The sequence below is a fragment of the Pseudomonas sp. A125 genome (assembly GCF_055409485.1).
In genome coordinates this window covers 110,068-135,056 of the sequence record NZ_JBUZVP010000009.1, presented here as the reverse complement: position 1 = coordinate 135,056, position 24,989 = coordinate 110,068, and the positions used below count along the sequence as shown (strand labels likewise).

The 24,989-nt window shown below is 60.9% G+C and carries 25 protein-coding genes; 14 read left to right on the top strand and 11 right to left on the bottom strand.

Features of this window, described 5'->3' with window-relative positions:
- The first annotated feature begins 83 nt into the window (after nucleotides 1-83).
- Nucleotides 84-1,103: a Leu/Phe/Val dehydrogenase gene (locus tag ACZRN6_RS14535; RefSeq protein ID WP_177083354.1), complete on the top strand. Its 1,020-nt coding sequence runs from the start codon at nucleotides 84-86 to the stop codon at nucleotides 1,101-1,103.
- A gap of 6 nt (nucleotides 1,104-1,109) precedes the next feature.
- Here ACZRN6_RS14535 and ACZRN6_RS14530 read toward each other — a convergent pair whose 3' ends face one another.
- Nucleotides 1,110-2,417, bottom strand: a complete 1,308-nt coding sequence (locus ACZRN6_RS14530; RefSeq protein WP_464008261.1) for an acetamidase/formamidase family protein — start codon at nucleotides 2,415-2,417, stop codon at nucleotides 1,110-1,112.
- A gap of 217 nt (nucleotides 2,418-2,634) precedes the next feature.
- Here ACZRN6_RS14530 and ACZRN6_RS14525 point away from each other — a divergent pair, with 217 nt between their 5' ends.
- On the top strand, nucleotides 2,635-3,360 hold the full coding sequence (locus ACZRN6_RS14525; protein WP_464008260.1) for a dienelactone hydrolase family protein: 726 nt from the start codon (nucleotides 2,635-2,637) through the stop codon (nucleotides 3,358-3,360).
- Nucleotides 3,361-3,520: 160 nt separating this feature from the next.
- Here the strand turns inward: ACZRN6_RS14525 and ACZRN6_RS14520 are convergent, their stop codons facing one another.
- Nucleotides 3,521-3,781: a YebG family protein gene (locus ACZRN6_RS14520; protein ID WP_010176960.1), complete on the bottom strand. Its 261-nt coding sequence runs from the start codon at nucleotides 3,779-3,781 to the stop codon at nucleotides 3,521-3,523.
- A 306-nt stretch (nucleotides 3,782-4,087) separates the two neighbouring features.
- Between ACZRN6_RS14520 and ACZRN6_RS14515 the strand changes: the two genes are divergently transcribed.
- From ACZRN6_RS14515 to ACZRN6_RS14505, 3 genes are all read left to right on the top strand, one after another.
- Nucleotides 4,088-4,345 (top strand): DUF6124 family protein, encoded by a 258-nt coding sequence (locus ACZRN6_RS14515; RefSeq protein ID WP_008438570.1) that lies wholly within the window; start codon nucleotides 4,088-4,090, stop codon nucleotides 4,343-4,345.
- A gap of 56 nt (nucleotides 4,346-4,401) precedes the next feature.
- Nucleotides 4,402-4,587 (top strand): type II toxin-antitoxin system RelB family antitoxin, encoded by a 186-nt coding sequence (gene relB / locus ACZRN6_RS14510; RefSeq protein ID WP_322143298.1) that lies wholly within the window; start codon nucleotides 4,402-4,404, stop codon nucleotides 4,585-4,587.
- 121 nt (nucleotides 4,588-4,708) lie between these two features.
- Nucleotides 4,709-5,197, top strand: a complete 489-nt coding sequence (locus ACZRN6_RS14505; protein WP_322143299.1) for a phosphate-starvation-inducible protein PsiE — start codon at nucleotides 4,709-4,711, stop codon at nucleotides 5,195-5,197.
- Here the strand turns inward: ACZRN6_RS14505 and ACZRN6_RS14500 are convergent.
- The 3 genes from ACZRN6_RS14500 to ACZRN6_RS14490 all read right to left on the bottom strand — a co-directional run bounded on the left by ACZRN6_RS14500 (nucleotide 5,194) and on the right by ACZRN6_RS14490 (nucleotide 8,550).
- Complete coding sequence (locus ACZRN6_RS14500) at nucleotides 5,194-5,511, bottom strand: DUF3509 domain-containing protein (protein ID WP_322143300.1); 318 nt, start codon at nucleotides 5,509-5,511, stop codon at nucleotides 5,194-5,196. The genes ACZRN6_RS14505 and ACZRN6_RS14500 overlap by 4 nt on opposite strands.
- 306 nt (nucleotides 5,512-5,817) lie before the next feature.
- The gene (locus ACZRN6_RS14495; RefSeq protein WP_464008259.1) at nucleotides 5,818-7,113 is read right to left on the bottom strand and encodes a serine/threonine transporter; all 1,296 of its coding nucleotides are present in this window, start codon (nucleotides 7,111-7,113) and stop codon (nucleotides 5,818-5,820) included.
- A gap of 60 nt (nucleotides 7,114-7,173) precedes the next feature.
- On the bottom strand, nucleotides 7,174-8,550 hold the full coding sequence (locus ACZRN6_RS14490) for an L-serine ammonia-lyase (RefSeq protein ID WP_464008258.1): 1,377 nt from the start codon (nucleotides 8,548-8,550) through the stop codon (nucleotides 7,174-7,176).
- Nucleotides 8,551-8,687: 137 nt separating this feature from the next.
- Between ACZRN6_RS14490 and ACZRN6_RS14485 the strand changes: the two genes are divergently transcribed.
- Nucleotides 8,688-9,635, top strand: a complete 948-nt coding sequence (locus tag ACZRN6_RS14485; protein WP_010176953.1) for a LysR substrate-binding domain-containing protein — start codon at nucleotides 8,688-8,690, stop codon at nucleotides 9,633-9,635.
- A 211-nt stretch (nucleotides 9,636-9,846) separates the two neighbouring features.
- Entirely contained in the window at nucleotides 9,847-10,257 is a 411-nt protein-coding gene (locus ACZRN6_RS14480) for an HPF/RaiA family ribosome-associated protein (RefSeq protein WP_322143304.1), read from the top strand.
- A gap of 65 nt (nucleotides 10,258-10,322) precedes the next feature.
- On the opposite strand, the gene ACZRN6_RS14475 is transcribed toward ACZRN6_RS14480, so the two are convergent.
- Nucleotides 10,323-11,831: an MFS transporter gene (locus ACZRN6_RS14475; protein WP_464008257.1), complete on the bottom strand. Its 1,509-nt coding sequence runs from the start codon at nucleotides 11,829-11,831 to the stop codon at nucleotides 10,323-10,325.
- A gap of 104 nt (nucleotides 11,832-11,935) precedes the next feature.
- Here ACZRN6_RS14475 and ACZRN6_RS14470 point away from each other — a divergent pair, with 104 nt between their 5' ends.
- The gene (locus ACZRN6_RS14470) at nucleotides 11,936-12,808 is read left to right on the top strand and encodes a LysR family transcriptional regulator (protein WP_464008256.1); all 873 of its coding nucleotides are present in this window, start codon (nucleotides 11,936-11,938) and stop codon (nucleotides 12,806-12,808) included.
- Here ACZRN6_RS14470 and fecA read toward each other — a convergent pair whose 3' ends face one another.
- The 3 genes from fecA to ACZRN6_RS14455 form a co-directional block, all read right to left on the bottom strand.
- On the bottom strand, nucleotides 12,809-15,157 hold the full coding sequence (fecA, locus tag ACZRN6_RS14465) for a TonB-dependent Fe(3+) dicitrate receptor FecA (protein ID WP_464008255.1): 2,349 nt from the start codon (nucleotides 15,155-15,157) through the stop codon (nucleotides 12,809-12,811).
- Between the two features lie 90 nt (nucleotides 15,158-15,247).
- Nucleotides 15,248-16,189, bottom strand: coding sequence for a FecR domain-containing protein (locus tag ACZRN6_RS14460; protein WP_464008254.1), 942 nt, complete (start codon nucleotides 16,187-16,189; stop codon nucleotides 15,248-15,250).
- Nucleotides 16,186-16,674: a sigma-70 family RNA polymerase sigma factor gene (locus ACZRN6_RS14455; protein ID WP_322143309.1), complete on the bottom strand. Its 489-nt coding sequence runs from the start codon at nucleotides 16,672-16,674 to the stop codon at nucleotides 16,186-16,188. Before ACZRN6_RS14455 ends, ACZRN6_RS14460 begins: the two co-directional genes overlap by 4 nt.
- Nucleotides 16,675-16,833: 159 nt before the next feature.
- Between ACZRN6_RS14455 and ACZRN6_RS14450 the strand changes: the two genes are divergently transcribed.
- From ACZRN6_RS14450 to ACZRN6_RS14425, 6 genes are all read left to right on the top strand, one after another.
- Nucleotides 16,834-17,136, top strand: a complete 303-nt coding sequence (locus tag ACZRN6_RS14450) for a DUF3649 domain-containing protein (RefSeq protein WP_322143310.1) — start codon at nucleotides 16,834-16,836, stop codon at nucleotides 17,134-17,136.
- The gene (locus tag ACZRN6_RS14445) at nucleotides 17,133-18,707 is read left to right on the top strand and encodes a PepSY-associated TM helix domain-containing protein (RefSeq protein ID WP_464008253.1); all 1,575 of its coding nucleotides are present in this window, start codon (nucleotides 17,133-17,135) and stop codon (nucleotides 18,705-18,707) included. Before ACZRN6_RS14450 ends, ACZRN6_RS14445 begins: the two co-directional genes overlap by 4 nt.
- Nucleotides 18,708-19,034 carry a DUF3325 domain-containing protein gene (locus ACZRN6_RS14440; RefSeq protein WP_464008252.1) on the top strand — a complete coding sequence of 109 codons (327 nt, stop codon included), beginning with the start codon at nucleotides 18,708-18,710 and terminating at the stop codon, nucleotides 19,032-19,034.
- An 11-nt stretch (nucleotides 19,035-19,045) separates the two neighbouring features.
- Complete coding sequence (locus ACZRN6_RS14435; RefSeq protein ID WP_464008251.1) at nucleotides 19,046-19,606, top strand: RNA polymerase sigma factor; 561 nt, start codon at nucleotides 19,046-19,048, stop codon at nucleotides 19,604-19,606.
- Nucleotides 19,603-20,592 (top strand): FecR family protein, encoded by a 990-nt coding sequence (locus tag ACZRN6_RS14430; protein WP_464008250.1) that lies wholly within the window; start codon nucleotides 19,603-19,605, stop codon nucleotides 20,590-20,592. Before ACZRN6_RS14435 ends, ACZRN6_RS14430 begins: the two co-directional genes overlap by 4 nt.
- Nucleotides 20,593-20,864: 272 nt before the next feature.
- The gene (locus ACZRN6_RS14425) at nucleotides 20,865-23,105 is read left to right on the top strand and encodes a TonB-dependent receptor (RefSeq protein ID WP_464008249.1); all 2,241 of its coding nucleotides are present in this window, start codon (nucleotides 20,865-20,867) and stop codon (nucleotides 23,103-23,105) included.
- Between the two features lie 200 nt (nucleotides 23,106-23,305).
- On the opposite strand, the gene ACZRN6_RS14420 is transcribed toward ACZRN6_RS14425, so the two are convergent.
- Together ACZRN6_RS14420 and yejK are read right to left on the bottom strand one after the other, a co-directional pair.
- Nucleotides 23,306-23,656, bottom strand: coding sequence for a glutaredoxin family protein (locus ACZRN6_RS14420; protein WP_322143316.1), 351 nt, complete (start codon nucleotides 23,654-23,656; stop codon nucleotides 23,306-23,308).
- Entirely contained in the window at nucleotides 23,656-24,660 is a 1,005-nt protein-coding gene (gene yejK, locus ACZRN6_RS14415; protein ID WP_464008248.1) for a nucleoid-associated protein YejK, read from the bottom strand. The genes ACZRN6_RS14420 and yejK overlap by 1 nt, the downstream gene beginning before the upstream one ends.
- Nucleotides 24,661-24,989: the final 329 nt, after the last annotated feature.

Below are 24,989 nucleotides of genomic sequence, written 5' to 3'. Positions count from 1 at the left end.
GGCCTTATTCCTGCGTACTTGGGCAGGCTTTCGCTGGCAGTCCTATACTTGGCGCCTACCAGAAGTGATTCGGGAGCTCGACGATGTTTGCGCTCATGCACAGCACCCGCCTTGAATCGCTGCACCTGAGCGTCGATCCGGCCACCGGGTTGAAGGCGGTTATTGCCATCCATAACAGCCGCTTGGGCCCCGCCCTTGGAGGCTGCCGCTACCTCTCTTACCCCGACGATGAAAGTGCCGTGGAGGATGCCGCGCGCCTGGCCCAAGGCATGAGCTACAAGGCCGCCCTGGCCGGCCTGCCGGTGGGTGGCGGCAATGCGGTGATCATCCGCCCCGCCCATGTGGAAAGCCGCGCCGCGCTGTTTGAAGCCTTTGGCCGTTGCATCGAGCAGCTCGATGGCCGCTACATCACCGCCATCGACAGCGGCACCTCGGTAGCCGACATGGACTGCATCGCCCAGCAGACGCGCTATGTCACCAGCACCACGGCGGCGGGCGACCCGTCGCCCCACGCGGCCATGGGCGTATTCGCCGGCATCCGCACCACGGCCATGGCCCGCTTGGGCAGCGATAACCTGGAAGGCTTGCGCGTGGCAATCCAGGGCCTGGGCAACGTCGGTTATGCGCTGGCCGAGCAACTGCACGCCGCCGGCGCGGAATTGCTGGTCAGCGACATCGACCACGGCAAGGTGCAACTGGCCATGGAACAGTTGGGCGCGCACCCGATTGCCAACGAAGCCTTGCTCAGTACCCCGTGCGACATCCTTGCACCCTGCGGCGTGGGCGCGGTGTTCAACCGTTACACGGTCGCGCAGTTGCGCTGCGCGGCGGTGGCCGGCTCCGCAAGTGCGCAACTGACCAACCTGCACGTGGCTGATCAACTGGAAGGCCGTGGGATTCTTTACGCGCCGGACTACGTGATCAATTCCGGCGGGCTGATCTACGTTGCCCTCAAGCACGGCGGTGCAGAGCTGGAAACCATCACCGCGCACCTGTCGAACATTGGTACCCGCCTGACCGAAATCTTCGCGCATGCCCAGGCCGAAAAACGCTCACCCGCGCGGGTGGCGGATGAGCTGGCAGAGCGGTTGTTGTACCGCTGAAGCGGGTCAAAGCTGATATTTCTCCCGAGCCAGTTGGCCCACGCCCATACGATCAAGGATGTGCATCGGGCACAGGATCGTGACCCGCACGGTTCCCGGCAGGCGGCTGATTTCGATGGAGCCGTTGAGGGTCGCGCGGTTGCGCACTTCGTCGATCGGCAGCCCGGTCACGGCGGCTGCGCGTTCCAGTCCGTTGTCCGTCGCGACGTTAAGGTTTGTCCCACTGCCGATAAAGGTGATGGGCGCATTCTCCTCGATCTCTACCTGGCCCCACCGCTCACCCAATGCCTTTACCCGCAGGCGTTGCTCCGCGGTCATCGGGCGTGCCATGGGCGGCAGGTCGTCGAGGTTTTGCAGCAGGATCGGGCCGTCCAGCCTCAGGCCCTTGATCACCTGCACCGTCAATTCGGTTTCCCCCGACACATCGGTGGCATGCCCGGCAATTTCGCCGTTGCCCTGCTGGGCATGCATATCGCCCATGTACACCCCGGCGCCGGGGACTTTCACCGGGCAGATCAGGATGCAGCCTTCGCGCACCGAATTGGTGTCCATGTGGCCATCGGTTTTCGCGGCGTGCAGTTCTTCATGGGTCATGCCGTAGCGATGGGGCGCGCCCACCAGGTATTGGCCGAAGTCGCCGCAGTTGTGGGAGTCTGGAAGGTCCCGTGAAGGCGTGGTGCCAATGTTGCCCAGGAAAGGGCGCATATGCGCGGCCAGGCCGGGGATGTCGGCGCGGGCCAGGGACAGGATCGAATGCTGGGCAGACAATTGCGGCAGCGCTGACATGTCCGAGGCTTTGCCGGCCAGGCGGTCCGCCACGGCCTGATTGACCGTGAGGCTCACCTGATGCTCGGCATCCAGGACGATTACGTAGCCATTGCTGAAGCGAAACGCACTGACTTCGGCACCGCAGGCGTTGCAGCGGATAGCGTCTTCGCCAATGCCTTCGACGTGGCTCGCGGGATGCTCTTGCCCACAGTTGGAGCAGAACTTCGCGACGAACGGATCGCCGTGGTAACGCCCTTCGACAAAACTCATGACCCCCGAGGACGTGGCCAGGGAAGTGACGCGCATGCGCTTGATCTTCAGCGCTACCGCGTCGCCGATTTCGGCGCCGGCGATAAATACCGGCTGGGTGACTTCATGACCGCCTTCGAAAGCCGGTGTGATCATCGGCCCCCAGCAGCCGGGCGGGGTGCCGGTGATCAAGGTGCCACCGTCGGCCAGTGGCCCGAGCATTGTCTGGCTGGGGCCGAGCAGGCCGTTGGTGTAGGAGGTGACGCTGAGACGGTCGACAGAAGGGAGGTTATTCATTTTATTTTCCGGGCCCTGGATGATTGAATGTTGAACAGGCTTCAACACTTAAGCGCCGGTGTGTATCTGTGGTGTGTCGCGCCGCCGCGATTGCCGGTACGTGTGTATCTGAGGGGCATCCATACACACTCTGATACACCCGCAGTGGCGGTCGCGGGCAAATACAGATATCTCTGTTACACGCTTACTTTTTCAACCCCATCAGACCGAGGTTTGCATGTCCAAACAAACAGCAGGGCGCTCCACCGGGCGCATGATCACCTTCAAGCGCCCGGATGGCGCAGACGTCAACGGCTACCTGGCCAGCCCGGCAGTACTTGAAGGCGCGCCGGCGATTGTGGTGATTCAGGAGTGGTGGGGCGTCAATGATCAGATCAAGGGCGTGGCCAATCGCCTCGCCGAATGCGGCTACCGGGTACTGGTGCCGGACCTTTATCGCGGCGCCTCCACGGTGGAAGAGGAAGAAGCTCATCACCTGATGGATGGGCTGGATTTTGGTGATGCGGTTTCCCAGGACATCAAGGGCGCCGTGCAGTACTTGAAGGCGGATTCGAAAAAAGTCGGTGTGACCGGTTATTGCATGGGCGGGGCGTTGACGTTGTTGGCGTTGAACGCGATTCCGGAATTGGCCGCGGGCGTGGTGTGGTACGGCTTCCCGCCGTTGGAATACCTGGATGCGTCGAAGATCAAGGCGCCGCTGATTGGGCATTGGGGCACGCAGGATGCCTTCTTCAACATCGACACCGTGGCTGAACTGGAGTCAAAACTGCACGCAGCCGGTGTGGATGCGACCTTTCATCGCTACCTGGCGCGGCATGCGTTTGCCAACGAGACGGCGATTGGTGATGGCCGGATTGCAGACACGCAATACGATGCCGCCTGGTCGCAACTGGCGTGGGACCGCACGCTGACGTTCTTTGGCAAGACGTTATGGCAGGCGTAAAGCACACGGCATAACCCTGTGGCGAGGGAGCTTGCTCCCGCTGGGCTGCGCAGCAGACCCAAAAGCTTGGGAGCGCTGCGCACTCCAGCGGGAGCAAGCTCCCTCGCCACAGCAAGCTCCCTCGGCCACAGCAAGCCCTTTCGCCACTACTGGCAACGCATCACTCAGCCTCTGGCTGCCCAATTTCTGCCAATGCACTCGCATTGTTCTTGAACGCCGCCGCAAACGCCGCGCGGTTCTTGGCCATGAAAATACCGGCATCTTCTGCCTGCTTCTCGCTCAAGCCTTCGACGTTTTTCAACAGCACTTCCATCAGGGACTCTGCCAGTTCAAGCATCTGGTCGTGTGCGTCGGCAAGTTTGCGATCCACGAATGTAGTCTCCAGGTCACGGGTACTGCGATACAGGGTTTCAACAGCCATTTTTCGGCCTCGTCATCGGTGCAGTATTGAAGGGAGTTGCCCTTGGTTCGAGTGTCGCCAAGCGTTTTTGCGACTACTGTATTTATATACAGCTAAAAGCATAAGCCAATCCATGGGCTTTGGGTAGTGGCTTTTCAATGTAGCTGGCAAATGCTGGTTTGCCCTATCGGAAACTTCTCACAGGTTGGTGGGGTTGCAGGAGCGTCATTCAGTGGCTTACCTTCTCCGGGCTTCGCTTATGCGGTACACGAGTTTGGCGGCTCGAATTTAAGGAGCAAACATCTTGTAAATCCAAGGAATTGCACCATGGTAAAAATGACTGCCTGTTTTTCTGAATCGCCTATAAAGCCGCCTACCGCGCTTTTCGCTGTGACCCCAAATACTGACACCGAAACGTTACTCGCCAACGCCAGCGAAACCTTGAACAGTGCCCGTGAAATGGCCAGCAGCCTGGCTTTTGAGCTTGAAGGACCACAGCGAAGTTTGCTTCTGGCGATCCATCAACTGCTCGAAATGAGTGGGTTATTGGTCGATCAAGCGTTGGATCAAGTCGCCCCGACCTGATGTTGGACTGCTAAGTCGTTCCTGCGCTGGTGGGAACGACTGCATAAGGAGCCACAATGAGTTTTCATGACGTTCCGGAATTGCCTGAAAGCGAAAGTTCTGCTGTTTCCTATGACCGGTGGTTCCGCACTAATGTACAGGTCGCCCTTGAAGACGCGAGATCAGGTATCCCCCATGATCAGGTCATGTCTGAGATAAAGGCGCTGGTAGATGTTAAGCGTTTAGCTCATAAACCCGATTGAAGTGCCTCATATCACCCCGCCACCATCTCACTCCCTGTTCCCTGGCCTTTTTTCTGCATGCAGAGAAACCGTCACGTCCAACCCGCATTATCCGGTCGAGCCGACCTAAGGAAGCATCATCGTGAAAATCAACTGGGCTGAAAACCTGCGCAAGACCGTGCACCAACTGGCCGAGTCCTTGGGAAATCTGTTCGTTGAGACGTTCCACTACCTGGCGCTGTTCGCCATCGGTGCGGTGACTGCCTATGCGGCGGTGATGGAGTTTTTGGGGATGCTGGAAACGGGGCACATCAAGATCGATGACATCTTGCTGCTGTTCATCTACCTGGAACTGGGGGCGATGGTCGGGATTTACTTCAAGACCAACCACATGCCGGTGCGCTTTCTGATCTACGTGGCGATCACCGCGCTGACCCGCCTGCTGATCTCCAACGTGTCCCACCACAACCCGCCCGATATCGGCATCATCTACCTGTGCGGTGGGATTCTGCTGTTGGCGTTTGCGATTCTGGTGGTGCGGTATGCGTCGTCGGCGTTTCCGTCGGTGAAGGTCCAAGGCCCGCCACGTAAAGACGAAGCGAACCTGGAAACAGAGAAGGGCGAGCTCTAAAACCCTGCGTTGAGCGGCGGCCTGCTGACCGGCGGCCGCTGCAGTACCTGATGGCTGTCCCCGTCGGTCATCACCGCCAATATCTCAATCGCGCTGTGGCCCTGCTCAATTGCAATCCCGAACTGCACACTCTGCACCAGCCGTTTCAGGCGCTGCGGGTCGTTGCGTTGTTCGGCGCTGATCATGCGTTTGGCCACGACGCCGTCTTCGTCGGACAGGGTCAGCATGATGCTGCCGTCCAGCCTCTGGATGCTTAAATTGATCCGGTATTTCGGGGCGAAGGTGTCGGTGATGATCTGAAAAGGATTGTCCATGGTGCGTTACCGCCTGATAAGAACATGCAGTCATTGACGACCGGTGTCGGGATTAGTTCGCGTTTCCTGACCACCGGCCATTCTCTCGCTGAGGTTTTCACAAGGTCCGTTTTCCTCAAGTGCTGTACAGCAAGGGGCGTGCCGTACAAGCGTTCAGCAATGCCTTGAATTAACTGTGGGAGCTGGCTTGCCTGCGATTGCGGAGGATCAGCCGGCATTTATACCCACTGATCCACCGCCATCGCGGGCAAGCCCGGCTCCCACAGGGTGCGGCGTTCACTCAAGTCGTGGTGGGTGTGTCCTGTTTCAGGGCATGACCGAAAAAACGATCGCAGACAGCGCAATCAAGCCGATCAACACCACAAACACGTTGGACGCCTGGCCTGAGTACTGGCGCAAAGCTGGCACTCGGCGGATGGCGTACATCGGCATCAGGAACAACAGGCAAGCGATGATCGGCCCGCCCAGGGTTTCGATCATGCCCAGGATGCTCGGGTTGAAGGTGGCCACGGCCCAGCAGGTCAGCACCATGAACAGCGCGGTGCAGCGCTCCAGCCACTTGGCCGACATGCTGCGGTTGCGCCCGCGCAGGGATTTGACGATCAGGCCCTGGAAGCCTTCGCTGGCGCCGATGTAGTGGCCCAGGAAGGATTTGGTGATTGCCACCAGCGCGATCAACGGCGCGGCGTAGGCGATCACCGGGGTTTGGAAGTGGTTGGCCAGGTACGACAGGATCGAGATGTTCTGGGCCTTGGCGGCAGCCAGGTCAGCCGGCGACAGGGCCAGCACGCAACTGAAGCAGAAGAACATCACCGTCAGCACCATCATGCTGTGGGCCATGGCCAGGATGCCGCTGCTTTTGCGCTCGGCCTGCGGGCCGTACACGCGTTTCTGATCGACCGCGAAAGCGGAGATGATCGGCGAGTGGTTGAAGGAAAACACCATCACCGGGATCGCCAGCCACAAAGTCTTGAAAAACGCCGGCAGGGGCATGCCTTCGCTGGCGGAGGCGAAGAAGGCGCCGTTCCAGTTGGGGATCAGGCTCACCGCCAACAGCAGCAGGGCGGCGACAAACGGGTACACCAGCACGCTCATGGCCTTGACGATCACGCCCTGGCCGCAACGCACGATGGCCATCAGGCCGAGGATCAGCACCAGCGACAAAATTGCCCGGGGCGGCGGGGCTATGTGCAGTTGGTGTTCCATAAAGCTGGTCAGGGTGTTGGTCAGCGCCACGCTGTACACCAGCAAAATCGGGAAGATCGCGAAGAAATACAGCAGGGTGATCAGCTTGCCCGCGCCGATGCCGAAGTGTTCTTCCACGACATCGGTGATGTCGCCGGATTTGCCCGACAACACAAAGCGTGTCAGCCCACGATGGGCGAAGAAGGTCATCGGGAAGGCCAGCAGTGCCAGCACGATCAACGGCCAGAAGCCGCCGACGCCGGCGTTGATCGGCAGGAACAAGGTGCCGGCACCAATGGCGGTGCCGTAGAGGCCGAGCATCCAGGTGGTGTCGTGTTTGTTCCAGCCGGTTGTTGCGGTGGTCGTGGTCAGGTCTACAGCGGGATTTTCGGCAGCAGGTGTACGTACATCGGTCATCGTTATTGCCTCGTTATTATTTTTGCGCGGGCTCACGTTGGGGCGGTCAGGGAATGCTCCTCAGCATTCCACCCAGCTAACGGCCAGGCCGCCCCGTGAAGTTTCTTTGTATTTGTCGTGCATGTCGGCGCCGGTGTCGCGCATGGTGCGGATCACCCGGTCCAGGGAGATGAAGTGCTTGCCGTCCCCGCGCAGGGCCATCTGCGTGGCGTTGATCGCCTTGACCGCAGCGATGGCGTTGCGCTCGATGCAGGGCACCTGGACCAGGCCGCCGACCGGGTCGCAGGTCAGGCCGAGGTTATGTTCCAGGCCGATTTCTGCGGCGTTTTCCAGTTGTTCCGGGGACGCGCCGAGTATGTCGGCCAGGCCGGCTGCGGCCATGGCGCAGGCCGAGCCGACTTCGCCCTGGCAGCCGACTTCGGCGCCGGAGATCGAGGCGTTTTTCTTGCAGAGGATGCCGACGGCGGCAGCGGCCAGGAAGAAATTCACCACGTCATCGTCGGACGCGTCCGGATTGAACTTCATGTAGTAGTGCAGTACGGCCGGGATGATCCCCGCCGCGCCATTGGTCGGTGCGGTGACCATCCGGCCACCGGCGGCGTTTTCTTCGTTGACGGCAAGGGCGAACAGATTGACCCATTCCATGGCCGACAAGGTCGAGGTGATGACATTGGGTTTGCCGATTTCCAGCAGGCTGCGGTGCAATTTCGCCGCGCGCCGTGGCACATCCAGGCCGCCAGGCAAGATGCCTTCGTGGCGCAGGCCTTGTTCGACGCATTCGCGCATTACCGACCAGATATGCAGCAGGCCGCTGCGAATCTCGGCATCGCTGCGCCAGGCCCGTTCGTTGGCCATCATCAATTCGGAAACCCGCAGGCCGTGCTTGTTGCACAAGGCCAGCAGCTCGACGGCGCTGGAAAAGTCGTAAGGCAATTGCACGTCGCTGGTGGGCGCGATGCCAGATTCGGCTTCCGCCGCTTCGATGATGAAACCACCGCCCACCGAGTAGTACGTTTGCTCGCTCAACAGGCCGTTTTCGCCATACGCATGCAGGGACATGGCGTTGGGGTGGTAGGGCAGGCTTTCGTCCAGCAACAGAAGGTCGTGTTGCCAGTTGAAGGCAATCGAGGTGCGGCCGCCGAGCAGCAATTGGCCGGACTCGCGCAGCTGTTGGATGCGTGGGCCGATGCTGTTGGGGTCGATGCTGTCGGGCCATTCGCCCATCAAGCCCATCACGCACGCACGGTCGGTGGCGTGACCGACGCCGGTAGCGGACAGCGATCCGTACAAACGCACTTCTACCCGACGGGTTTCGTCGAGCAATTGTTGGTCGGTCAGCGCCTGGACGAAGGTCGCCGCCGCCCGCATGGGGCCGACGGTATGGGAGCTGGAAGGGCCAATGCCCACCTTGAATAGATCGAAAACACTGATAGCCATGCTAAACCCTTACAAGCAATGGAGTAGGAATCGCTGCCATCTTTTGTAGGACAAGCGCAATTGGCGCGATACTGAGCCTCTGGATCGGCACTGACCAACGAATTATCCTAAGACACCCTTTAGCAGGACTAAACCCTATGGCTCGCCCGCTTCATGGCCAGACTTACGTCTGGTTGCACGTTTTTTCCTGCGCCGCGCGGCATTTGTCGTTCACCCGTTGCGCCGAAGAACTGCACATCACCCCGGGCGCGGTCAGCCAGCAAATTCGCCAGTTGGAAGAGCGTTTGGGCTTCCGGCTGTTCCATCGGCGCGCACGCGGGGTTGAGCTGAGTGCAGAGGGCCAGCGGCTGGCGATCACCGTGGGCGAGGCCTATGGCAGCATCGATGCCGAGTTGCAGCGGCTGGATGCGGGGATGATCAGCGGTACGTTGCGCCTGCGCTCGATTCCGTCGTTTCTCGGCAAATGGCTGACCCCGCGCCTGCCGCGTTTGCAACAGCGCTTCCCGGATATTCAACTGCGCATGGTGGCCGAAGACAGCAGCATCGCCCTGCACGAGGGCGACTTCGACCTGGCCATCGACCTGAACGACGGCAGCTACCCCGGATTGTTATCCACAGCCCTGTTGGACGAACAGATCTTCCCGGTGTGCGCACCGAGCCTGTTGCGCGGGAGACCGCCGCTGCATGGCCCCGCTGACTTGGTGCATTTCCCGCTGTTGCACGACATTACCGCCTGGCGTGGGAGTTATGAGTACGCAGAGTGGGAGTTTTACCTGAATGCCATCGGCTACGACGCTGCCGACGTGCGGCGCGGGCATACCTTCAACCGTAACCACCTGACCATCGAAGCGGCGATTGCCGGCATGGGCGTGGCGATTGCCCGTCGCACCTTGCTCAATGACGAACTGGAGCGTGGCACGTTGATCGTGCCGTTCGGCCTGGCGGTGCCTAATCACAAACGGTATGTGCTGCTGTATGCGCCGGGCGCGCTGAGCCATCCGGGCGTGCGGGCGGTGCATGACTGGCTGGTGGAGGAAGCGGGGATTTTTCGCGGATTGCACCCGTTGGGAGAGGGGCAATTGTAGGGAAAGTGGTCGTAAGAAGATGTAACTAACTCCCCACCCTAACAGCGCTTTTGCTCGTTGTCAGACTTAATTTGTAATGTGGGATTTATCTTTGCAAAGGGCTTGAAATGTTCTTCTGTCTGCTCAATTGTGTAATCAGGAGGTCATGGTTTTCACCCATCCGGTGAAGCAGGAATGGCCTTCCGCGAGCTAGCTGAAATAAGGGAAAACTATGCAAATCCAAGTCAATAGCGATAACCATATTGAAAGCAGCATCCGACTGGAGGAGTGGGTACGTACCACCATTGAGAGCACGCTCGAACGTTATGAAGAAGACCTGACCCGCGTCGAGGTTTACCTGCGGGACGAGAACGGTGACAAGCCCGGTCCCCACGATCTGAGTTGCCGACTGGAAGCACGGCCAAAGGGCCATCAACCGCTTTCGGTCATTCATAAAGCCGACACCCTGGAGCAAGCGATAGACGGGGCGGCCACCAAGCTGGAGCATGCGTTGGATCATCTGTTCGGCAAGCTGCAAGGCAAGCCCCGGGCGGCAGGTAAAAACACCCCTGACCGCAAAATCGATGAAGACGGTCTTGAAGCGGAATTCCTGGAAAACGAACAGGCCGCGCTTAACAGCTGATAGCTGAGAGTTTTAACCCCACTGAAAACGGGCCTGCACTTGCAGGCCCGTTTTCGTTTAAAGCCTCAGTGCGGGCTGCGTTTGAAGAAACAGGCGCTCAATACAGCCAGTGCGCACGCACCCACACCCGCATACAGCATGGCCCAACCGGCGCCGTTGCGCAGCGCGGCCTGGGCAATCATCTGGCCCTGCGGCAACACCTCCAGCTTGCCGGTGGCGATGGCCTGGCTGAGGGTGGCCAACTGTGCCGTGTCGGGCAATGCGCCCGCCAGGGAGTGAGCGATCCCGAGTAGCAGTACCAACCCCATCAACGCGATGTTGAGTGCCAGGGTGATCAGCCGTGCGCTGAAGTCGATGCCCGAGGCCATTCCCGCCCGGTCAGGCGAGACCGCGCCGGTGGTGGTGTTGGTGGTGGGCGAGTTGGTCAGCGCCAATCCGCTGCCGGCAATCCCACAGGCGATCAGGATCAATACCACGCTGGGCTGGGTGCTATGGTTGGTCGCCGCCATGACGATAAACCCCGTGCCCATCAGGCCCAGGCCCAACGGGATGATACGTTCGGCGCCATAGCGCAGGGCCAGGCGTTCAGCCAGCGGCGGTACCACCAGCGTGGGCAAGGTATAGGCCAGCAGGGCGAGCCCGGTAAGCATCGTGTCGTAGCCAAGACCAGCCTGGAAATACAACGGCAAGTAGATCATGAAGGGCCAGAAGCTGAAGTTCATGCCGATCGAACCCATCAACGCACCGTTGAAGCGCGGGATGCGAAACACCGAGAAATCGAACATCGGGTGCGGGCTGCGCCGCTCAATAAGTACGAACAGCAGCAGGCCCGCCACCGACAATCCGGCCCAACCGAGCATGGCACGTGTCGCAAAGCCGCTCTCGGTGCCCTGGGTGATGAAGTAGACCAGGGCAAATACCGCGAGGGTCAGGGTGATCATGCCGGCGATGTCGAGGTGATGGGCCGCCGGGTCGCGGGATTCCTGCACGCTGATGCGCAGCAATACCAGGGTGAGCAAGGTCAGAGGGGCATGTACCAGGAACACCCAGCGCCAATCGGCGACCGCCAGGATCAACGCGCCCACCATCGGCCCGAAGCCCAGGCCCACGCCGGCGATCACGCCCCACACTGCAAACGCCCGCGCCCGTGCTGCCGGCTCGCGGAACTGGTGCGAAAGGATCGCGAACTGGCAGATCATCATCGCCCCGGCCCCCACGCCCTGGACAAAACGCGCGGTGATTAGCGTGGACGCGTCGCTGGCCAACCCGCAGGCCAATGAAGCCAGCCCGAATACCCACAGGCACAGCACCAGCATGCGTCGCCGGCCAAAGCGATCGGCCAAGGTGCCCGCCGCCATCAGCACGCTGGTGCAGGCCAGGGTGTAGGCATTCATGATCCATTGGGCATCCTGGAAGCCGGTGCCCAGTTTCTGTTCAAGGGTGGGCAGGATGACCGGCACGCTGGAAATCTCCAGCCCGAACATCAGCGCCACCAGGCACACGGCGGTGAGCGCCAGGCCATCTCTGGCGGTACGCGGCGGGCTTAAGGCGGATGCAACGGCGTCGGATGACATGACCTCTTCCTTTCGATGGGGGAAGGTGTCATTTTCACGGGAACAGGATTCTTTATTAGCGATACTTCTTCCTTCGCTACGGGAATAAAAGGCGACAAACGACGATGGCTACTCCGCGTTTTGATGGTGTTGAACTGTTTCTACAGATCGTCGAGAGCGGCAATCTGACCGAAGCCGCCGACCGGCTGAATCTCACGCGCTCGGCGGTGGGCAAAGGTTTGGCGCGCCTGGAGGCACGTCTGGGAACGTCTTTGTTGCAGCGCTCCACTCGGCGCCAGCGTTTGACCGAAGACGGGCAGGCCTATTACGAGCATTGCCTGCGTGCGCTGGCGGAGTTGGAAGCCGCCGAATCCGTGTTGGAAAGCGGGCGCCAGCAGCCACGTGGACGGTTGAGAGCGAGCTTGCCCTTGGCGTTCGGCCATCACTATGCGGCGCCTGCGCTGTGGGGGCTGATGGACCAATTTGCGCAATTGGAGGTGGAGATTTCGTTCTCCGACCGGCTGATCGACCTGGCCCAGGAAGGCTTCGACCTGGCGGTACGCATCGGCGCATTGCCCGACACCGACCGCCTGAGTGCACGCCGCCTGGGCGAACAAGCCATCGCCCTGGCGGCTTCACCCGCGTACTTGCAGCGCACCCGTCGAATCGAATCCATCGCCGACCTTGCCGGCCATCGCGGCATTGCCTACCGCAGCAATGCCCCGCAGCGGGCGCGGGTGGCCTCACCCTTGATACTCGATGACCTGCAAGCCGTGGCCGACGCCGCCATTGCCGGGGTCGGCCTGGCCTGGTTGCCCAGTTGGCTGATCGCCCACTACGTACTGCGCGGGCAATTGCAGGCGGTACTGCCGGGCCACCGCCAGCAGCCGATGCCGATCCATGTCATCTGGCCCACGGCGACGCACATGCCGGCCAAGACCCGGTGTGCCATTGACGCGCTGGTGGCCGGCACGCCTTCGTGCCTGGCGGGCAGTTGATCAGAACGCGATAGACGTCTGCACATACAACGTGCGCGGTTCGCCGACGTATTTGCCCTTGTTGTTATCGTCAAACGAGCGGGTGTAGTACTGCTTGTTGAAGATGTTTTTCACCCCCACCGCCACGTTCAAATCCGACAGCTGCGGGCCAAAGTCATACGCCGCGCGGCTGCTGAACAGCATGTAGCCGGGGATGCGTCCGGTGCTGCCGTCGGCACTTTCGGCCTGGGTGTTGGCGTTGTCGGCGAACTGGCTGCTCTGGTAGCTGCTGTCCACATTCAACTTCCAGCGGCCTTCGGTGTAACCCACGCCCAGGGTGCCCTTGTGCTTGGAGGAGAAGGGCACGCGGTTGCCTTTGTTCGGGCCGTCCTCGCGGATGGTGGCGTCGACGTAGGCGTAGGTCGCGTACACATCAAAACCTGCGAGCGCCGGGCTCAAGCCGTCGAGGGCATAGTTGATGCTCGACTCGATACCCTGGTGCCGCGTTTCGCCACGGGCAATCACCGTGTCGTTGGTCTGGTTGCTGTCGTACTGGTTGTCGAAGTTGATCAGGAACGCGCCGATCTCGGCCCGCAGGGTTCCGTTGTCGTAACGGGTGCCGAGTTCCCAGGTGCGGGCTTTTTCCGGTTTCACTTCGCCGCTGGTCACGCGGTTGGGCATCTGGCTGTACTGCACGCTGCCGAACGAGCCTTCGGTGTTGGCGTACAGGTTCCAGTCGTCAGTCAGGTGGTAGAGCACGTTCAGCGCCGGCAGGGCGGTGTTGTAGTCACCCTTGTATTTGACGTTGCTGAGGTTGTTGGTTTGCTGGGACTCGATCATTTCGTAGCGCACGCCCGGGGTGATGGTCCATTTGCCGATATCAATCCGATCATCGACGAAGAATGCATTGGCCTCGGTGCTGCCCCGGGTATCACGGTCGTTGCGGCTGTCGGTGGTCGGCAGTTGCTGGTTGGCGGCAATCGGCGTGCGGTAGCGCATTTCGTGGCCGGCTTCGTTGATGTAGCGATAGCCCACGCCGACTTCGTGGCTGGTGGGGCCGAGGTCGAAGCCTTGGGCGAAGCGGGTTTCCAGGCCGCGCACCCAATACTCGCGTGGCGACAGGGAAAGGAAGCTGCCCTGATCGAGGTAGCCGCTGCGCAGGGTGGTGGTGAAGAAGCTGTTGACGGTGAATTCCCGGCGATCTTCCTGGTAGCGGTAGCCGGCGTTGAACATCGTGCGCCGGCCCCAGAACTGGTCGTAGGGGCGGGTGGACTGGTACGGGTCGGCCTTGTAGGCCGCGCTGCTCAAGCCGCCGGGCATATCGGCCTTGCCTTCGTAGTACTGCGCCATGGCGTTAAAACTGTTGGCGTCGTCCAGTTGGTATTTGCCCTTGAGGATCAGGTCGTCGATGCGCGTGTCGCTGTTTTCGCGCCAGTCACCGCCACGGGTGCCGGAATACAGGATCGCACCGCCCAGGCCGTTGTCCGCGGTGCCGCCGGCGAGCAGGTTGCCGGTGGTCTTGAAGCCATCGTGGCTGGAGGACGGGCTGGTTTCGGCTTGCAGGCCACCTTTCACCGTGGGCGCGTCGGGAATCGCACGGGTGACGAAGTTGACGATGCCGCCAACGTTCTGCGGGCCATAACGCACCGCGCCGCCGCCACGTACTACGTCCACCGCGTCCATGTTGCCCATGCTGATGGGCGCAAACGACAGCTGCGGCTGACCATACGGCGCGAAAGGCACCGGGATGCCGTCCATCAACACCGTGGAGCGCGAGGCCAGGCGTGGATTAAGCCCGCGAATGCCGAAGTTCAGCGCCATGTCGTGGCTGCCGGTGCCGTTGTTTTCGGGGGCGTTGACCCCGGGAATGCGGTTGAGCACATCGCGGGCCTGGGTGGCGCCCTGGCGTTCGAACTCTTCGCGGCGGATCACGTCCCGTGCGCCCGGGTGTTCGAACACGTTGGTTTGTGCGGCATCGCCCAGCCAGTCGCCGACCACATTGGAGGTGCCCAGCTCAAGGGATGCCGGAGCAACGTTCGCCCGTTGCAGGCTAAAGGCATTGTTGCCCTCGGCACGGGCTTGCAGGCCGGTGCCTTTGAGCAAGGCATTCAAGCCTTCTTCAGCGGTGTAGTTGCCCGACAGGCCATGGCTTTGCACGCCGGCGGTCACGTCCGAGCCAAACGAAATCAGCACACCGGCCTCACGGCCAAATTGGTTCAACGCCGCTTCCAGCGACGTGGGGGCAATGCGGTAGGGCTTGGCATCAGCCGCCATCACATAGGGCACGGCGCCGAAACTGAGGCTGGCCCCCAGCAACAAGTGGCGCAGGGTGCGGGCGAGGGGCGTCAGGCGAGTCGGTTGCTGGGGCATGAAGTGCGGTCCTGAGAAGGAAGGATCAAGGTGGCTTTCCTTCTCTGTCACGCGAGGGGTGGAAAACGGCTCACGGGGTTTGAAAATAATTCAGGCGCGGGCTTCAACCGTCACCCAGTAACGGGTAAACCGCCGAACCTTGACCGGCAGGCTGACTTGCAGCAGGTCCAGGATTCGCTCGCTGTCGTCCAGCGGGTAGCTGCCGGAGATCAGCAGGTTGGCCACCTGCGGGTCACAGTTGAGTTGGCCACGGCGATAACGGCTCAGTTCGGCGAGGAAATCTTCCAGGCGCATGTGGGCTGCCACCAGCATGCCGTCGGCCCAGGCACCGCTGCCGGCGTCGGTGGGGCGGGCAGTGTCCCAGCCTTTGCGGGTGAAGTTGATTTGGCGGGCGTTCTCGACGGTCAGCGGCAAGCCGTCGTACGTGTTGGGCTTTATGTCGACGTGCCCGTCAAACACCGCCAGTTGCGTGTGATCGTTGAATTGGCGCACGTTCAGCCGTGCCGCCTGGGCACTGAGCAAGCCTTGCGCGGTGACGATGTGCAGCGGGGCGTTGCCGGGTTTGGCGGTCAGCAGGATTTCGCCTTCGAGCAGGCGGATCAACCGTTGTTGGCCATTAAAATGCACATCCACCGCACTGCCGGTGTTGAGCTGCAATTGGCTGCCATCGGCCAACTGGACCTTGCGCCGCTGGCCAATGGGGCTGCGATAGTCGGCGGTCAGCGGTGGCAAAACATGTTGCTGGCGCAAACCCCAGGCCGCAGCCGAACCGGCGCCGAGTATCAGCAGCAGCTTCAAGGCCTGGCGGCGACTGTTGGATTTCGGGGCATTCAACGCCGCGTGGGCCAGCGGCGATGGCATGCCGCGCAACCGCTGGTTCACTCGCTGGATTTGTTCCCACGCCCGCTGATGTTCGCTGTGGGCGTCCAGCCATTGTTGCCAGGCCGCCTGTTTGCGCGGGTTGAGCGGGCCCTGCTGCATTTCCATCAGCCAGTGCACCGCTTGTTCGGCAACCTGCGTTGAGAAACTCATAGGGCGAAGTAGCAGCGCATCGCCGCTTTATTCAGGTGGCGCTTGACCGTGGCGATGGAGATGCCCAGTTCTGCGCCGATTTGCGCGTAGGTCAGGCCGTCGAGTTGGGACAGCAGGAACGCGCGTTTAACCAGGGGCGCCAGGCCATCCAGCAATTGGTCCAGCTCCATCAGGGTTTGCAGGATGATCGCCCGCTCTTCTTCCGACGGCGCCACGTGCTCAGGCATTTGCGCCAGGGCGTCGAGGTAGGCGCGTTCCAGGTCCTGGCGGCGGTAGTGGTTGAACAACACGCGCTTGGCGATGGTGGTGAGGAAGGCGCGCGGTTCGATCAGCGTCGGGGTTTCCCGTGCGGTGAGTACGCGGATGAAGGTGTCCTGGGCCAGGTCCGCGGCGCTTTCCGGGCAGCCGAGCTTGCGTCGCAACCAGCCGGTAAGCCAGTAGTGATGGTCGTGGTACAGGACTTCGACGGTGTTGGACGGCTGCAACGCGAACACTCCGGCAGCATGCGCATGCTTTAGAGAACAAGAATTGTTCGCATTGTAGGGCGCGCAAGCAGGTTCGGCAATTGCCATGGAGACGTTCTCTTTTGCTTATGAGAATATTTATCATTAATATTGCGCGCTGACGAACCTGGCGCCCTGTGCATGAAACGCAAAACCTCACTTCCCGTTGCTTACCGTGTTGCCGTGACCTCGCGAGTGCTGGCGGCTGTGGTCGGCGGTTACCTGCTGGCATCCCTGGCCAGCGTGTGCATGACGCTGTGGCTGCCTATCAGCCGCGCCGATGCGGTGATCAGCGGCATGCTGAGTTCGTTTGTGTTTTATCTGTTGGCGGTGATCTGGTGTTTTGCCTGCCGTACAGCCTGGCGCGCCTGGTTTGGCGTGTTGCTGCCCAGCGCAGTCCTGGCCACGTTCGCCGGTTTGGCGTACTGGATGGCGCGCACATGAAAGAGGGTTTTCGGCAGGCCATGGCCTGGTTGCACACCTGGGCCGGGTTGATCTTTGGCTGGCTGCTGTTTGCGATTTTCCTGACGGGCACCTTGGCGTATTTCAAGGACGAAATTACCCACTGGATGCAGCCTGAAGTTCAGTCTTACCCTCTCGATGATGCGCGTAGCCTGGCCGCCGCCCAAACGTATTTGCAGCAACAGGCGCCCAACGCAGCGCGCTGGTTTATCAACGTGCCCAGCCCGCGTGAACCCGGCCTGTCGGTGATGTGGCAAGACAAGGTCGACCCTGGCAAGCGCGGCAACTTCGTCGAAAAACTCCTCGACCCGGTCACCGGCAGCGAGGTCCACGCGCGGGAAAGCATGGGCGGTGAGTTCTTTTATCGTTTCCACTTCCAGCTGCAAATGCCGTATCCGTGGGGCCGCTGGCTGTCGACGATTGCGGCAATGGTGATGTTTGTGGCGTTGATCACCGGGATCATCACCCACAAGAAGATCTTCAAGGACTTCTTCACCTTCCGCCCGCGCAAGGGCCAGCGTTCCTGGCTAGACGGGCATAACGCCGTGGCCGTGCTGGTGTTGCCATTCCACCTGATGATCACCTACAGCAGCCTGGTGATTTTCATGAGCATGGTGATGCCGGCGAGCATCCTCGCCTCTTATGGCAACGACACCCGTGCATTCTTCAATGATGTGTTCCCGGCCACCGACAATGCGCCGGCCCTTGGCCAGCCGGGGCAGTTGTTGCCGCTGGGGCCCATGTATGAGCAGGCGCGCGAGCAATGGGCCGGTGGGCATGTCGGACGGCTGGTGGTGAATAACCCAGGTGATGTGAACGCCTCGGTCAATGTGTTCCGCGCCGGCTCGGATCGCGTGGTGCATGACGTTGGCAGCACCGTCTCCTTCAACGGCACCACCGGCGAACTGCTGCGCGTCAGCGGCGAGCAATCACTGCCGGCGGCCATTGGCGGCAGCTTCTACGGTTTGCACATGGGGCACTTCGCCGGGCCGGTGTTGCGCTGGCTGTATTTCATCTGCGGCCTCGCGGGCACCGCGATGATCGGTACCGGGCTGGTGATGTGGCTGGGCAAACGCCAACTCAAACACGCCAAAACTGGTGGAATGCCGTTTGAACTGCGACTGGTGGAAGTGTTGAACATCGCCAGCATGTCCGGCTTGATGATCGCCAGCGCCGTATTCTTCTGGGCCAACCGGGTGTTGCCGGCAAGCGTTGCCGGGCGTTCGGACTGGGAAGTGAACGCTTTCTTCATCACCTGGGGCTTGAGCGTTTTACACGCCATCGTACGCCAGGGCCGACGCGGTTGGGTCGAGCAACTGAGCGTGGGCGCGTTGCTGTTTATCGGCGTGCCGGTACTCAATGCGTTGACCACTTCGCAGCACTTGGGTGTGTCCCTGGCCCGCGGCGATTGGGCCATGGCCGGCTTCGACCTGACTTGCCTGTGCAGCGGCGGGTTCCTCGCCTGGGCTGCCTGGAAAATGCAGCACCGCCGCGTTACCCAGCCCAAGGCCGAACGCGCCCGGCCGCTGGCCCTCAAGGGCGAGGTGAACTAAATGCTTCTCGCGCTGCTGCTGTGTTACGCAGGGTTTACTGCGTTGTGCCTGTCCATGGACAGGCACCATGGCGAACTGCTGCGCAGTAAACCTTCACCCCGTCGGCGCCTGGGTTTACGTGTGGGCGGTTGGCTGTTGCTGATCGTCTCGATCTGGCCCGCGGTGCTCGCGACCGGTTGGGGCCAGGGGTTGGTGGAGTGGTGCGCGGTACTGATGTTCAGCGGATTACTGCTGGTGTTGCTGTTGCCGTATCGGCCAAGGCTGGCCTTGATCCTGGCAGGCGTCGGCCTGCTGGCCAGTCCGGTTGCGGCCTTCGCGACCCTTTGAGTCCACCGTTGATGATCATCACGCCTCCCGAATCCCAAGAGCAGCACGCCGACGCGGCAGGTGGACGGGCGCATTTTCTACAAGTGTTCCTGTCCCAACGCTCACAGATGGAAGCATTGGTGAGTCGCCGTGTGGGTTGCCGTGCGACGGCGGCGGACCTGGTGCAGGATTTGTTCCTGCGTTTCTGGCGCCGGCCCTTGGTGCAGGTGGAGGAACTCAGCACCTACCTGCTGCGCTGCGCCGGCAATATCGCCATCGACCACCTGCGCAGCGAAGGCGCTCGGGTGCGCAGCAGCGAAGGCTGGCTGCCAGAGCAACAAGACAACCAGGGCTCCGAGCCCCAGGCCGCGCTGGAGGTGGGCAACGATCTGCGCCATGTCGAAGCGGCCCTGCGCAGCTTGCCGGAACGTACCCGGCAGATCTTCCTGCTCAACCGTATCCATGGCCGCAAGTATGCAGAAATCGCCAAGGCCATGGGCCTGTCCCAAAGTGCCGTGGAAAAACATATGATGCGTGCCCTCGAAGCCTGCAAGGCCAGCCTTCGTGAACCATCGCCAAGGAAAGCACCGTGAATTCTGCTGCCAGCGTCACCCCGACGCCCGACCAGGAACAGGCCGCACTGGCCTGGCTGAGTGTGTTGCACGACCAGCCCAGCAGTGGCGACCAAGCCATCTTCAGCCATTGGCTGCGAGCCGACCCGGCACATGTCGAGGCCTACGCCCAGGCCCAGGTGCTGTGGGAACTGAGTGAAGTGCCGGCGCGAACGCTGGCGGATGAGGACGCCCTGGCGTTGCAGGGCTACTTGAACGCGATGAACACCTCGAAGCGCTCTGGTGTGCGGCGCTGGTCCGGCGCGTTGGCCATGGCCGCCTGCCTGCTGCTGATGATCTCAGTGGGGGCCGGCTGGCAGCCGTCGCGCTGGGTCGATGATTTTGGCGCTGATTACGTTACCGCTCCGGGCGAGGTGAAGACCGTCACGCTGGCGGATCAAAGCCAGGTGACCCTGGACGCCGACAGCGCCATTGCGGTGGACTTCAGTCACGGTGAGCGCCATATCCAGCTGCGCCGTGGCGCCGGATTTTTCAGCGTGACCCACACGGGCCAGTCCTTCGTGGTCGAGGCCGGCAGCGGTGAGGCGCGGGTGCTGGGCACGCAGTTCGAAGTACGCCTGCGACCGGCAGGTGCGCAGGTGACGGTATTGTCCGGCCGGGTTGGGGTCACGCCGTCCAAGCATGGCCAGCAACAGATTCTCACGGCCGGCCAGCAAGTGGCCTACACCGACGGTATTGCCGATGAGCTGCACGCGGTCGACAGCGAATCCCGGCTGGCCTGGCGCGACGGCTGGCTCAACTACTACAAGACGCCCCTGGCCGATGTGGTGCACGACCTCGGTCGCTACTACCCCGGTCGCATTCTGCTGCTCAACGACGACCTCGGCGCTCGACGTGTCAGCGGCAGTTTTTCGAGCAAGGACCCCCAAGCAGTCCTCAACGCGCTGCAGGCAGTTTTGGGGTTCGAACAACATTCGCTGCTCGGTCGGATGATTGTGTTGCGCTAGATACCTGGCGCTGTGCCTTCTGGCGTAGCGCTGTCATTACTAACACCTTCGCCCCTGCAAAATCACGGCGCCTTCGCGCTGCGCAGTCTTTTGCCCATTCATTTAACCTTCATCGCAATCGCCAAAACCTGTAACCAAACCGTTACGTGATGCACGGATGATCCTCGGATTCCTGAGCAGGTGGTCAGGAAGATTGGCGGCGCTGTTCACCCAGTTCATATCGCCAATATTTCCCCGATAACAACAGACAGATGCATGTAAGGGATCTACTCGTGACCTACAACAAACTCTATGCCCTGCTTTTAGCATCGGGCCTGGGCGGCTTTGCGCCGCTGGTTCTGGCAGACGATTCGCAGGATGTCGGTTCGGTGCACGTCGCCGGCGAACGGACCCTGGGCACCGGCCACATGATTCAGGAAGAAAGTGCCAAGGCCCGGTCCACCGTGACCAAGGAAGCCATGGACGAAATGGCCCCGACCGCCAACGCCATCGACAAACTCAAATACACGCCGGGCATCAACGTTTCCAGTGATGACGCCAGCGGCATGAGCGGCACCAGCTTCACCATGCGCGGGATGAACTCCGACCAGGTCGGCGTTTCCATGGACGGCGTGCCGATCAACGACTCCGGCAGCTACGGCGTGTATGCCAACCAACTGGGCGACCCGGAAAACGTCGGTGAAGTGTTTGTTACCCAGGGCTCCTCCGAAGCGGACGGCCCGCACATCGGCTCCAGCGGTGGCAATATCGGCATGGTTACCCTCCGGCCAACCAAGGAGCCAGGGTTGTTTGTCAAGCAATCCATCGGCTCCAACAGCCTGCAAAAGTCTTTCGCGCGGCTCAATACCGGTGACCTGGGCGGTTTCAAGACGTGGGTGTCGGCGTCTCACACCGAGGGCGACAAGTGGCGCGGCAAGGGCACTGTGCGCGGTGACAAAGTTGAGTGGAGCACGCTGTTCGAAGACGACAATGGCAACTCCAGCAACTTCACCATGAAGTACAACAAGCAGGAAAACTACAACTACAACACCCTCAGCAAAGCCCAGTTTCAACAACAGGGGCGGCGCCTGGACTACGCCGAAACGCCGGTCTACAAGAACGGTTTGCTGTCGTCTTCCTACAAGCTCAACCGCAACCCGTTCGAAAGTGTCATGACCACCTTCACCCAGCGCTGGCGCCTGCGTGATGACCTGGCCCTGACGGTTGCGCCTTATTACTACTGGGGCAACGGTGGCAGTTTCAGCGGCCAGACCGCGACCAACCTGGGGCCGAAGTCCGACAAGGGCGGCAACTACGACCTGAGCAACCTCAAGTCGGCCAACTACTATCGCCCTTCATGGACCGAGACCTGGCGCCCTGGCGTCACCGTCAAAATGAAATGGGACATCAACGAGGAGCACAGCCTGGACTACGGCTACTGGTACGAGCGCGCTCGCCAGCGCCAGACCCAGCCGTATATCGGGATTAACAGCGAAGGTGCACCCGACAACATCTGGGGCGATTACAACAGTGGCGGCCAAGTGGTCGACAAGAATGGCAAGACCGTCCAAGGGCGCCACCAATACACCGTCACCCCGGCCCAGAAGCTGTGGGTGCAGGACAGTTGGCAAGCCACGCCAGACCTGAGCTTTGTCGGCGGCCTGGCGTACCAGTACGTCGAGCGTGACGGCGACAACCTCGGCAGCCTGTACGACAAGCCGGAAAAACGTAACGCCCGCTACCATCAGTTCCTGCCGAACTTCAGTGCCAAGTACCAGGTCGACGAGAGCAACCAGGCGTTCTACAACGTCACCCGCAACATGCGTACCCCGCAGAACTATGTGCTGTACAACAAGGGTGATTCCCTCAACCTCAACCCCGAGTTGAGCTGGAACCAGGAGCTGGGCTGGCGCTACACCGAAGAGAAAATGGCCCTGAGCGCCACCCTGTTCTACATCACCTTCAAGGACCGTCAGCTGTCGACCACCGACTTGAACGGTGACTACGTGATGGCTAACGTGGGTGACGTGACCAACAAAGGCCTGGAGCTGGAGTGGAGCGGGCTGCTGCCCTACAACTTCAACTATTACGCGTCGTACACCTACACCAAGTCCGAGCAGCAAGACGACTTTGCCAGCAAGAACGTGCTGTTGCCGACCAAGGGCAACCAGTTGGCCAACGTACCGGAAAACATGTTCAACCTGGTGTTCGGGTACGACGACAAGCGCTACTACGGCAACATTGCCGGCAAGTACGTGGGCGCCTTCTACGGTGACTTGACCAACAACGAGAAAATCTCCGGGCGCACCGTGTTTGACCTCAATGCCGGTATCTACCTGCCGGTGGACAAAAAGGTCTTCAAGTCGGCCGCTTTGCGCTTCTCGATGCTCAACGTGTTTGACAAGGAGTACTTGAGCTCGGCGCGCACCGTGTCGTTCAACTCGGCGCCGGTGAATGGCCTGGCGGCCAGTTCGGCTTACTACAACGTAGGTGAGGAGCGTACGGCGATGGTTTCCCTGGAGGCCAACTTCTAAGCCACACACCTTGCTGGGAGGGAATGGGCTTTTGTGGGAGCCGGGCTTGCCCGCGATAGCATCACCTCAGTGCAACTGACTGACCGAGGCGCCTGCATCGCGGGCAAGCCCGGCTCCCACACAAGCCAGCTCCCACACAAGCCAGCTCCCACACAAGCCAGCTCCCACACAAGCTTGTTCCCACACTGGGTGGGGCCGGGTTACTTCAAGGCCGCCATGATCGCTTCAGGGTTGTAGTCGCGAATCAGCGTGCCATTCACGTCCACAAATGGAATTCCGCCACCCCCCAACGCCTCATACGCCTTGCGCGCCTGGGCGTCCTTCTCGATATCAAGCTCGCGGTAGGGAATCCCTTTCGAATCCAGAAAGCGCTTGGTTTGCTTGCAGTAGCCGCACCACTGGGTGGAATACAGCACCACACGCGCCGCAACGCGTGTTTGCTCCGGCACCACCTGCGAGGGGTTGAACAGCCGCTCGATCTTGCCCCAGTTCTGGAAAACCACCACCACCAGCAATACCAGCAGGACTTTCTTCAGAACCCCGCCCAGCATCAGTTGCGACGCTTGAGCTGGTCGGTCAACTGGGTCGGCAGGCCCTTGATGATCAAGGTGCCGGCGGCTTCGTCGTACTCGATCTTGTCGCCCAACAGGTGCGCTTCAAAGCTGATGGACAGGCCTTCGGCGCGGCCGGTAAAGCGGCGGAACTGGTTAAGGGTGCGTTTATCGGCCGGGATTTCCGGCGACAGGCCGTAGTCCCTGTTGCGGATGTGATCGTAGAAGGCTTTAGGCCGTTCTTCATCGATCAACCCCGACAGCTCTTCCAGGCCCATCGGCTCGCCGAGCTTGGCCTGGCTGCTGGCGTAGTCCACCAGGGTCTTGGTTTTCTCGCGGGCGGATTCGTCCGGCAGGTCTTCGCTTTCGACGAAGTCGCTGAAGGCCTTGAGCAGGGTGCGGGTTTCACCCGGGCCGTCGACACCTTCCTGGCAACCGATAAAGTCGCGGAAGTATTCCGAGACCTTCTTGCCGTTCTTGCCCTTGATAAACGAGATGTACTGTTTGGACTGCTTGTTGTTCTGCCACTCGGAAACGTTGATTCGCGCGGCGAGGTGCAACTGGCCAAGGTCGAGGTGGCGCGACGGCGTCACGTCCAACTGATCGGTCACCGCCACCCCTTCACTGTGGTGCAGCAGGGCGATCGCCAGGTAATCGGTCATGCCCTGTTGATAGTGGGCAAACAGCACATGGCCGCCGGTGGAGAGGTTGGACTCCTCCATCAGTTTTTGCAGGTGTTCGACTGCAATGCGGCTGAAGGCGGTGAAATCCTTGCCGCCATCAAAGTATTCCTTCAACCAGCCGCTGAACGGGTGCGCGCCGGACTCGGCATGGAAAAAGCCCCAGGCCTTGCCTTGCTTGGCGTTATAGCTCTCGTTGAGGTCGGCAAGCATGTTCTCGATCGCGGCCGACTCGGCAAGTTCGGAGTCGCGGGCGTGGAGAACTGCGGGTGTGCCGTCGGGTTTTTTGTCGATCAGGTGGACGATGCAATGACGGATCGGCATGGGCTTCTCGGCAGGTGAAGGGGAGTGGTTGGGCTCCCGGAAAAAGTCGCCAGTGTACCGCACCCGCTGGGGATGGCGCTGTTCGCAGGATGTTTTGAAGGGTGTCTGACGGGCTATATGCCTTTTTTTCACGGTTTAGAGCGATAAAGCTGACCAAATGGGTATGTTGAGGCGGATATTTCCCCGTCTCTGTGCTAGTTTTGCCCCGTCTTACGCGCAGTCTGGGCGTTAAGCGTGCATTCAGCATTTGTCAGGTCGAACCAAACCCGGTTTCAAGTATCTATAACCCCGATCTTCGTGGTTATAGCCCTTGGGTGCCAGGCCTTGAT

Excerpts from the sequence above, each read along its gene's own strand:
- relB (WP_322143298.1), top strand. The coding sequence starts at position 4,402 with ATGAGTTTTCATGACGTTCCGGAATTGCCTGAAAGCGAAAGTTCTGCT.
- ACZRN6_RS14495 (WP_464008259.1), bottom strand. The coding sequence starts at position 7,113 with ATGACCGATGTACGTACACCTGCTGCCGAAAATCCCGCTGTAGACCTG.
- ACZRN6_RS14520 (WP_010176960.1), bottom strand. The coding sequence starts at position 3,781 with ATGGCTGTTGAAACCCTGTATCGCAGTACCCGTGACCTGGAGACTACA.
- ACZRN6_RS14445 (WP_464008253.1), top strand. The coding sequence starts at position 17,133 with ATGAAAGAGGGTTTTCGGCAGGCCATGGCCTGGTTGCACACCTGGGCC.
- ACZRN6_RS14530 (WP_464008261.1), bottom strand. The coding sequence starts at position 2,417 with ATGAATAACCTCCCTTCTGTCGACCGTCTCAGCGTCACCTCCTACACC.
- ACZRN6_RS14435 (WP_464008251.1), top strand. The coding sequence starts at position 19,046 with ATGATCATCACGCCTCCCGAATCCCAAGAGCAGCACGCCGACGCGGCA.
- ACZRN6_RS14460 (WP_464008254.1), bottom strand. The coding sequence starts at position 16,189 with ATGAGTTTCTCAACGCAGGTTGCCGAACAAGCGGTGCACTGGCTGATG.
- ACZRN6_RS14440 (WP_464008252.1), top strand. The coding sequence starts at position 18,708 with ATGCTTCTCGCGCTGCTGCTGTGTTACGCAGGGTTTACTGCGTTGTGC.
- ACZRN6_RS14490 (WP_464008258.1), bottom strand. The coding sequence starts at position 8,550 with ATGGCTATCAGTGTTTTCGATCTATTCAAGGTGGGCATTGGCCCTTCC.
- ACZRN6_RS14470 (WP_464008256.1), top strand. The coding sequence starts at position 11,936 with ATGGCTACTCCGCGTTTTGATGGTGTTGAACTGTTTCTACAGATCGTC.
- ACZRN6_RS14420 (WP_322143316.1), bottom strand. The coding sequence starts at position 23,656 with ATGCTGGGCGGGGTTCTGAAGAAAGTCCTGCTGGTATTGCTGGTGGTG.
- ACZRN6_RS14500 (WP_322143300.1), bottom strand. The coding sequence starts at position 5,511 with ATGGACAATCCTTTTCAGATCATCACCGACACCTTCGCCCCGAAATAC.
- ACZRN6_RS14485 (WP_010176953.1), top strand. The coding sequence starts at position 8,688 with ATGGCTCGCCCGCTTCATGGCCAGACTTACGTCTGGTTGCACGTTTTT.
- ACZRN6_RS14475 (WP_464008257.1), bottom strand. The coding sequence starts at position 11,831 with ATGTCATCCGACGCCGTTGCATCCGCCTTAAGCCCGCCGCGTACCGCC.
- ACZRN6_RS14535 (WP_177083354.1), top strand. The coding sequence starts at position 84 with ATGTTTGCGCTCATGCACAGCACCCGCCTTGAATCGCTGCACCTGAGC.
- ACZRN6_RS14450 (WP_322143310.1), top strand. The coding sequence starts at position 16,834 with ATGAAACGCAAAACCTCACTTCCCGTTGCTTACCGTGTTGCCGTGACC.
- ACZRN6_RS14525 (WP_464008260.1), top strand. The coding sequence starts at position 2,635 with ATGTCCAAACAAACAGCAGGGCGCTCCACCGGGCGCATGATCACCTTC.
- ACZRN6_RS14515 (WP_008438570.1), top strand. The coding sequence starts at position 4,088 with ATGGTAAAAATGACTGCCTGTTTTTCTGAATCGCCTATAAAGCCGCCT.
- yejK (WP_464008248.1), bottom strand. The coding sequence starts at position 24,660 with ATGCCGATCCGTCATTGCATCGTCCACCTGATCGACAAAAAACCCGAC.
- ACZRN6_RS14480 (WP_322143304.1), top strand. The coding sequence starts at position 9,847 with ATGCAAATCCAAGTCAATAGCGATAACCATATTGAAAGCAGCATCCGA.
- fecA (WP_464008255.1), bottom strand. The coding sequence starts at position 15,157 with ATGCCCCAGCAACCGACTCGCCTGACGCCCCTCGCCCGCACCCTGCGC.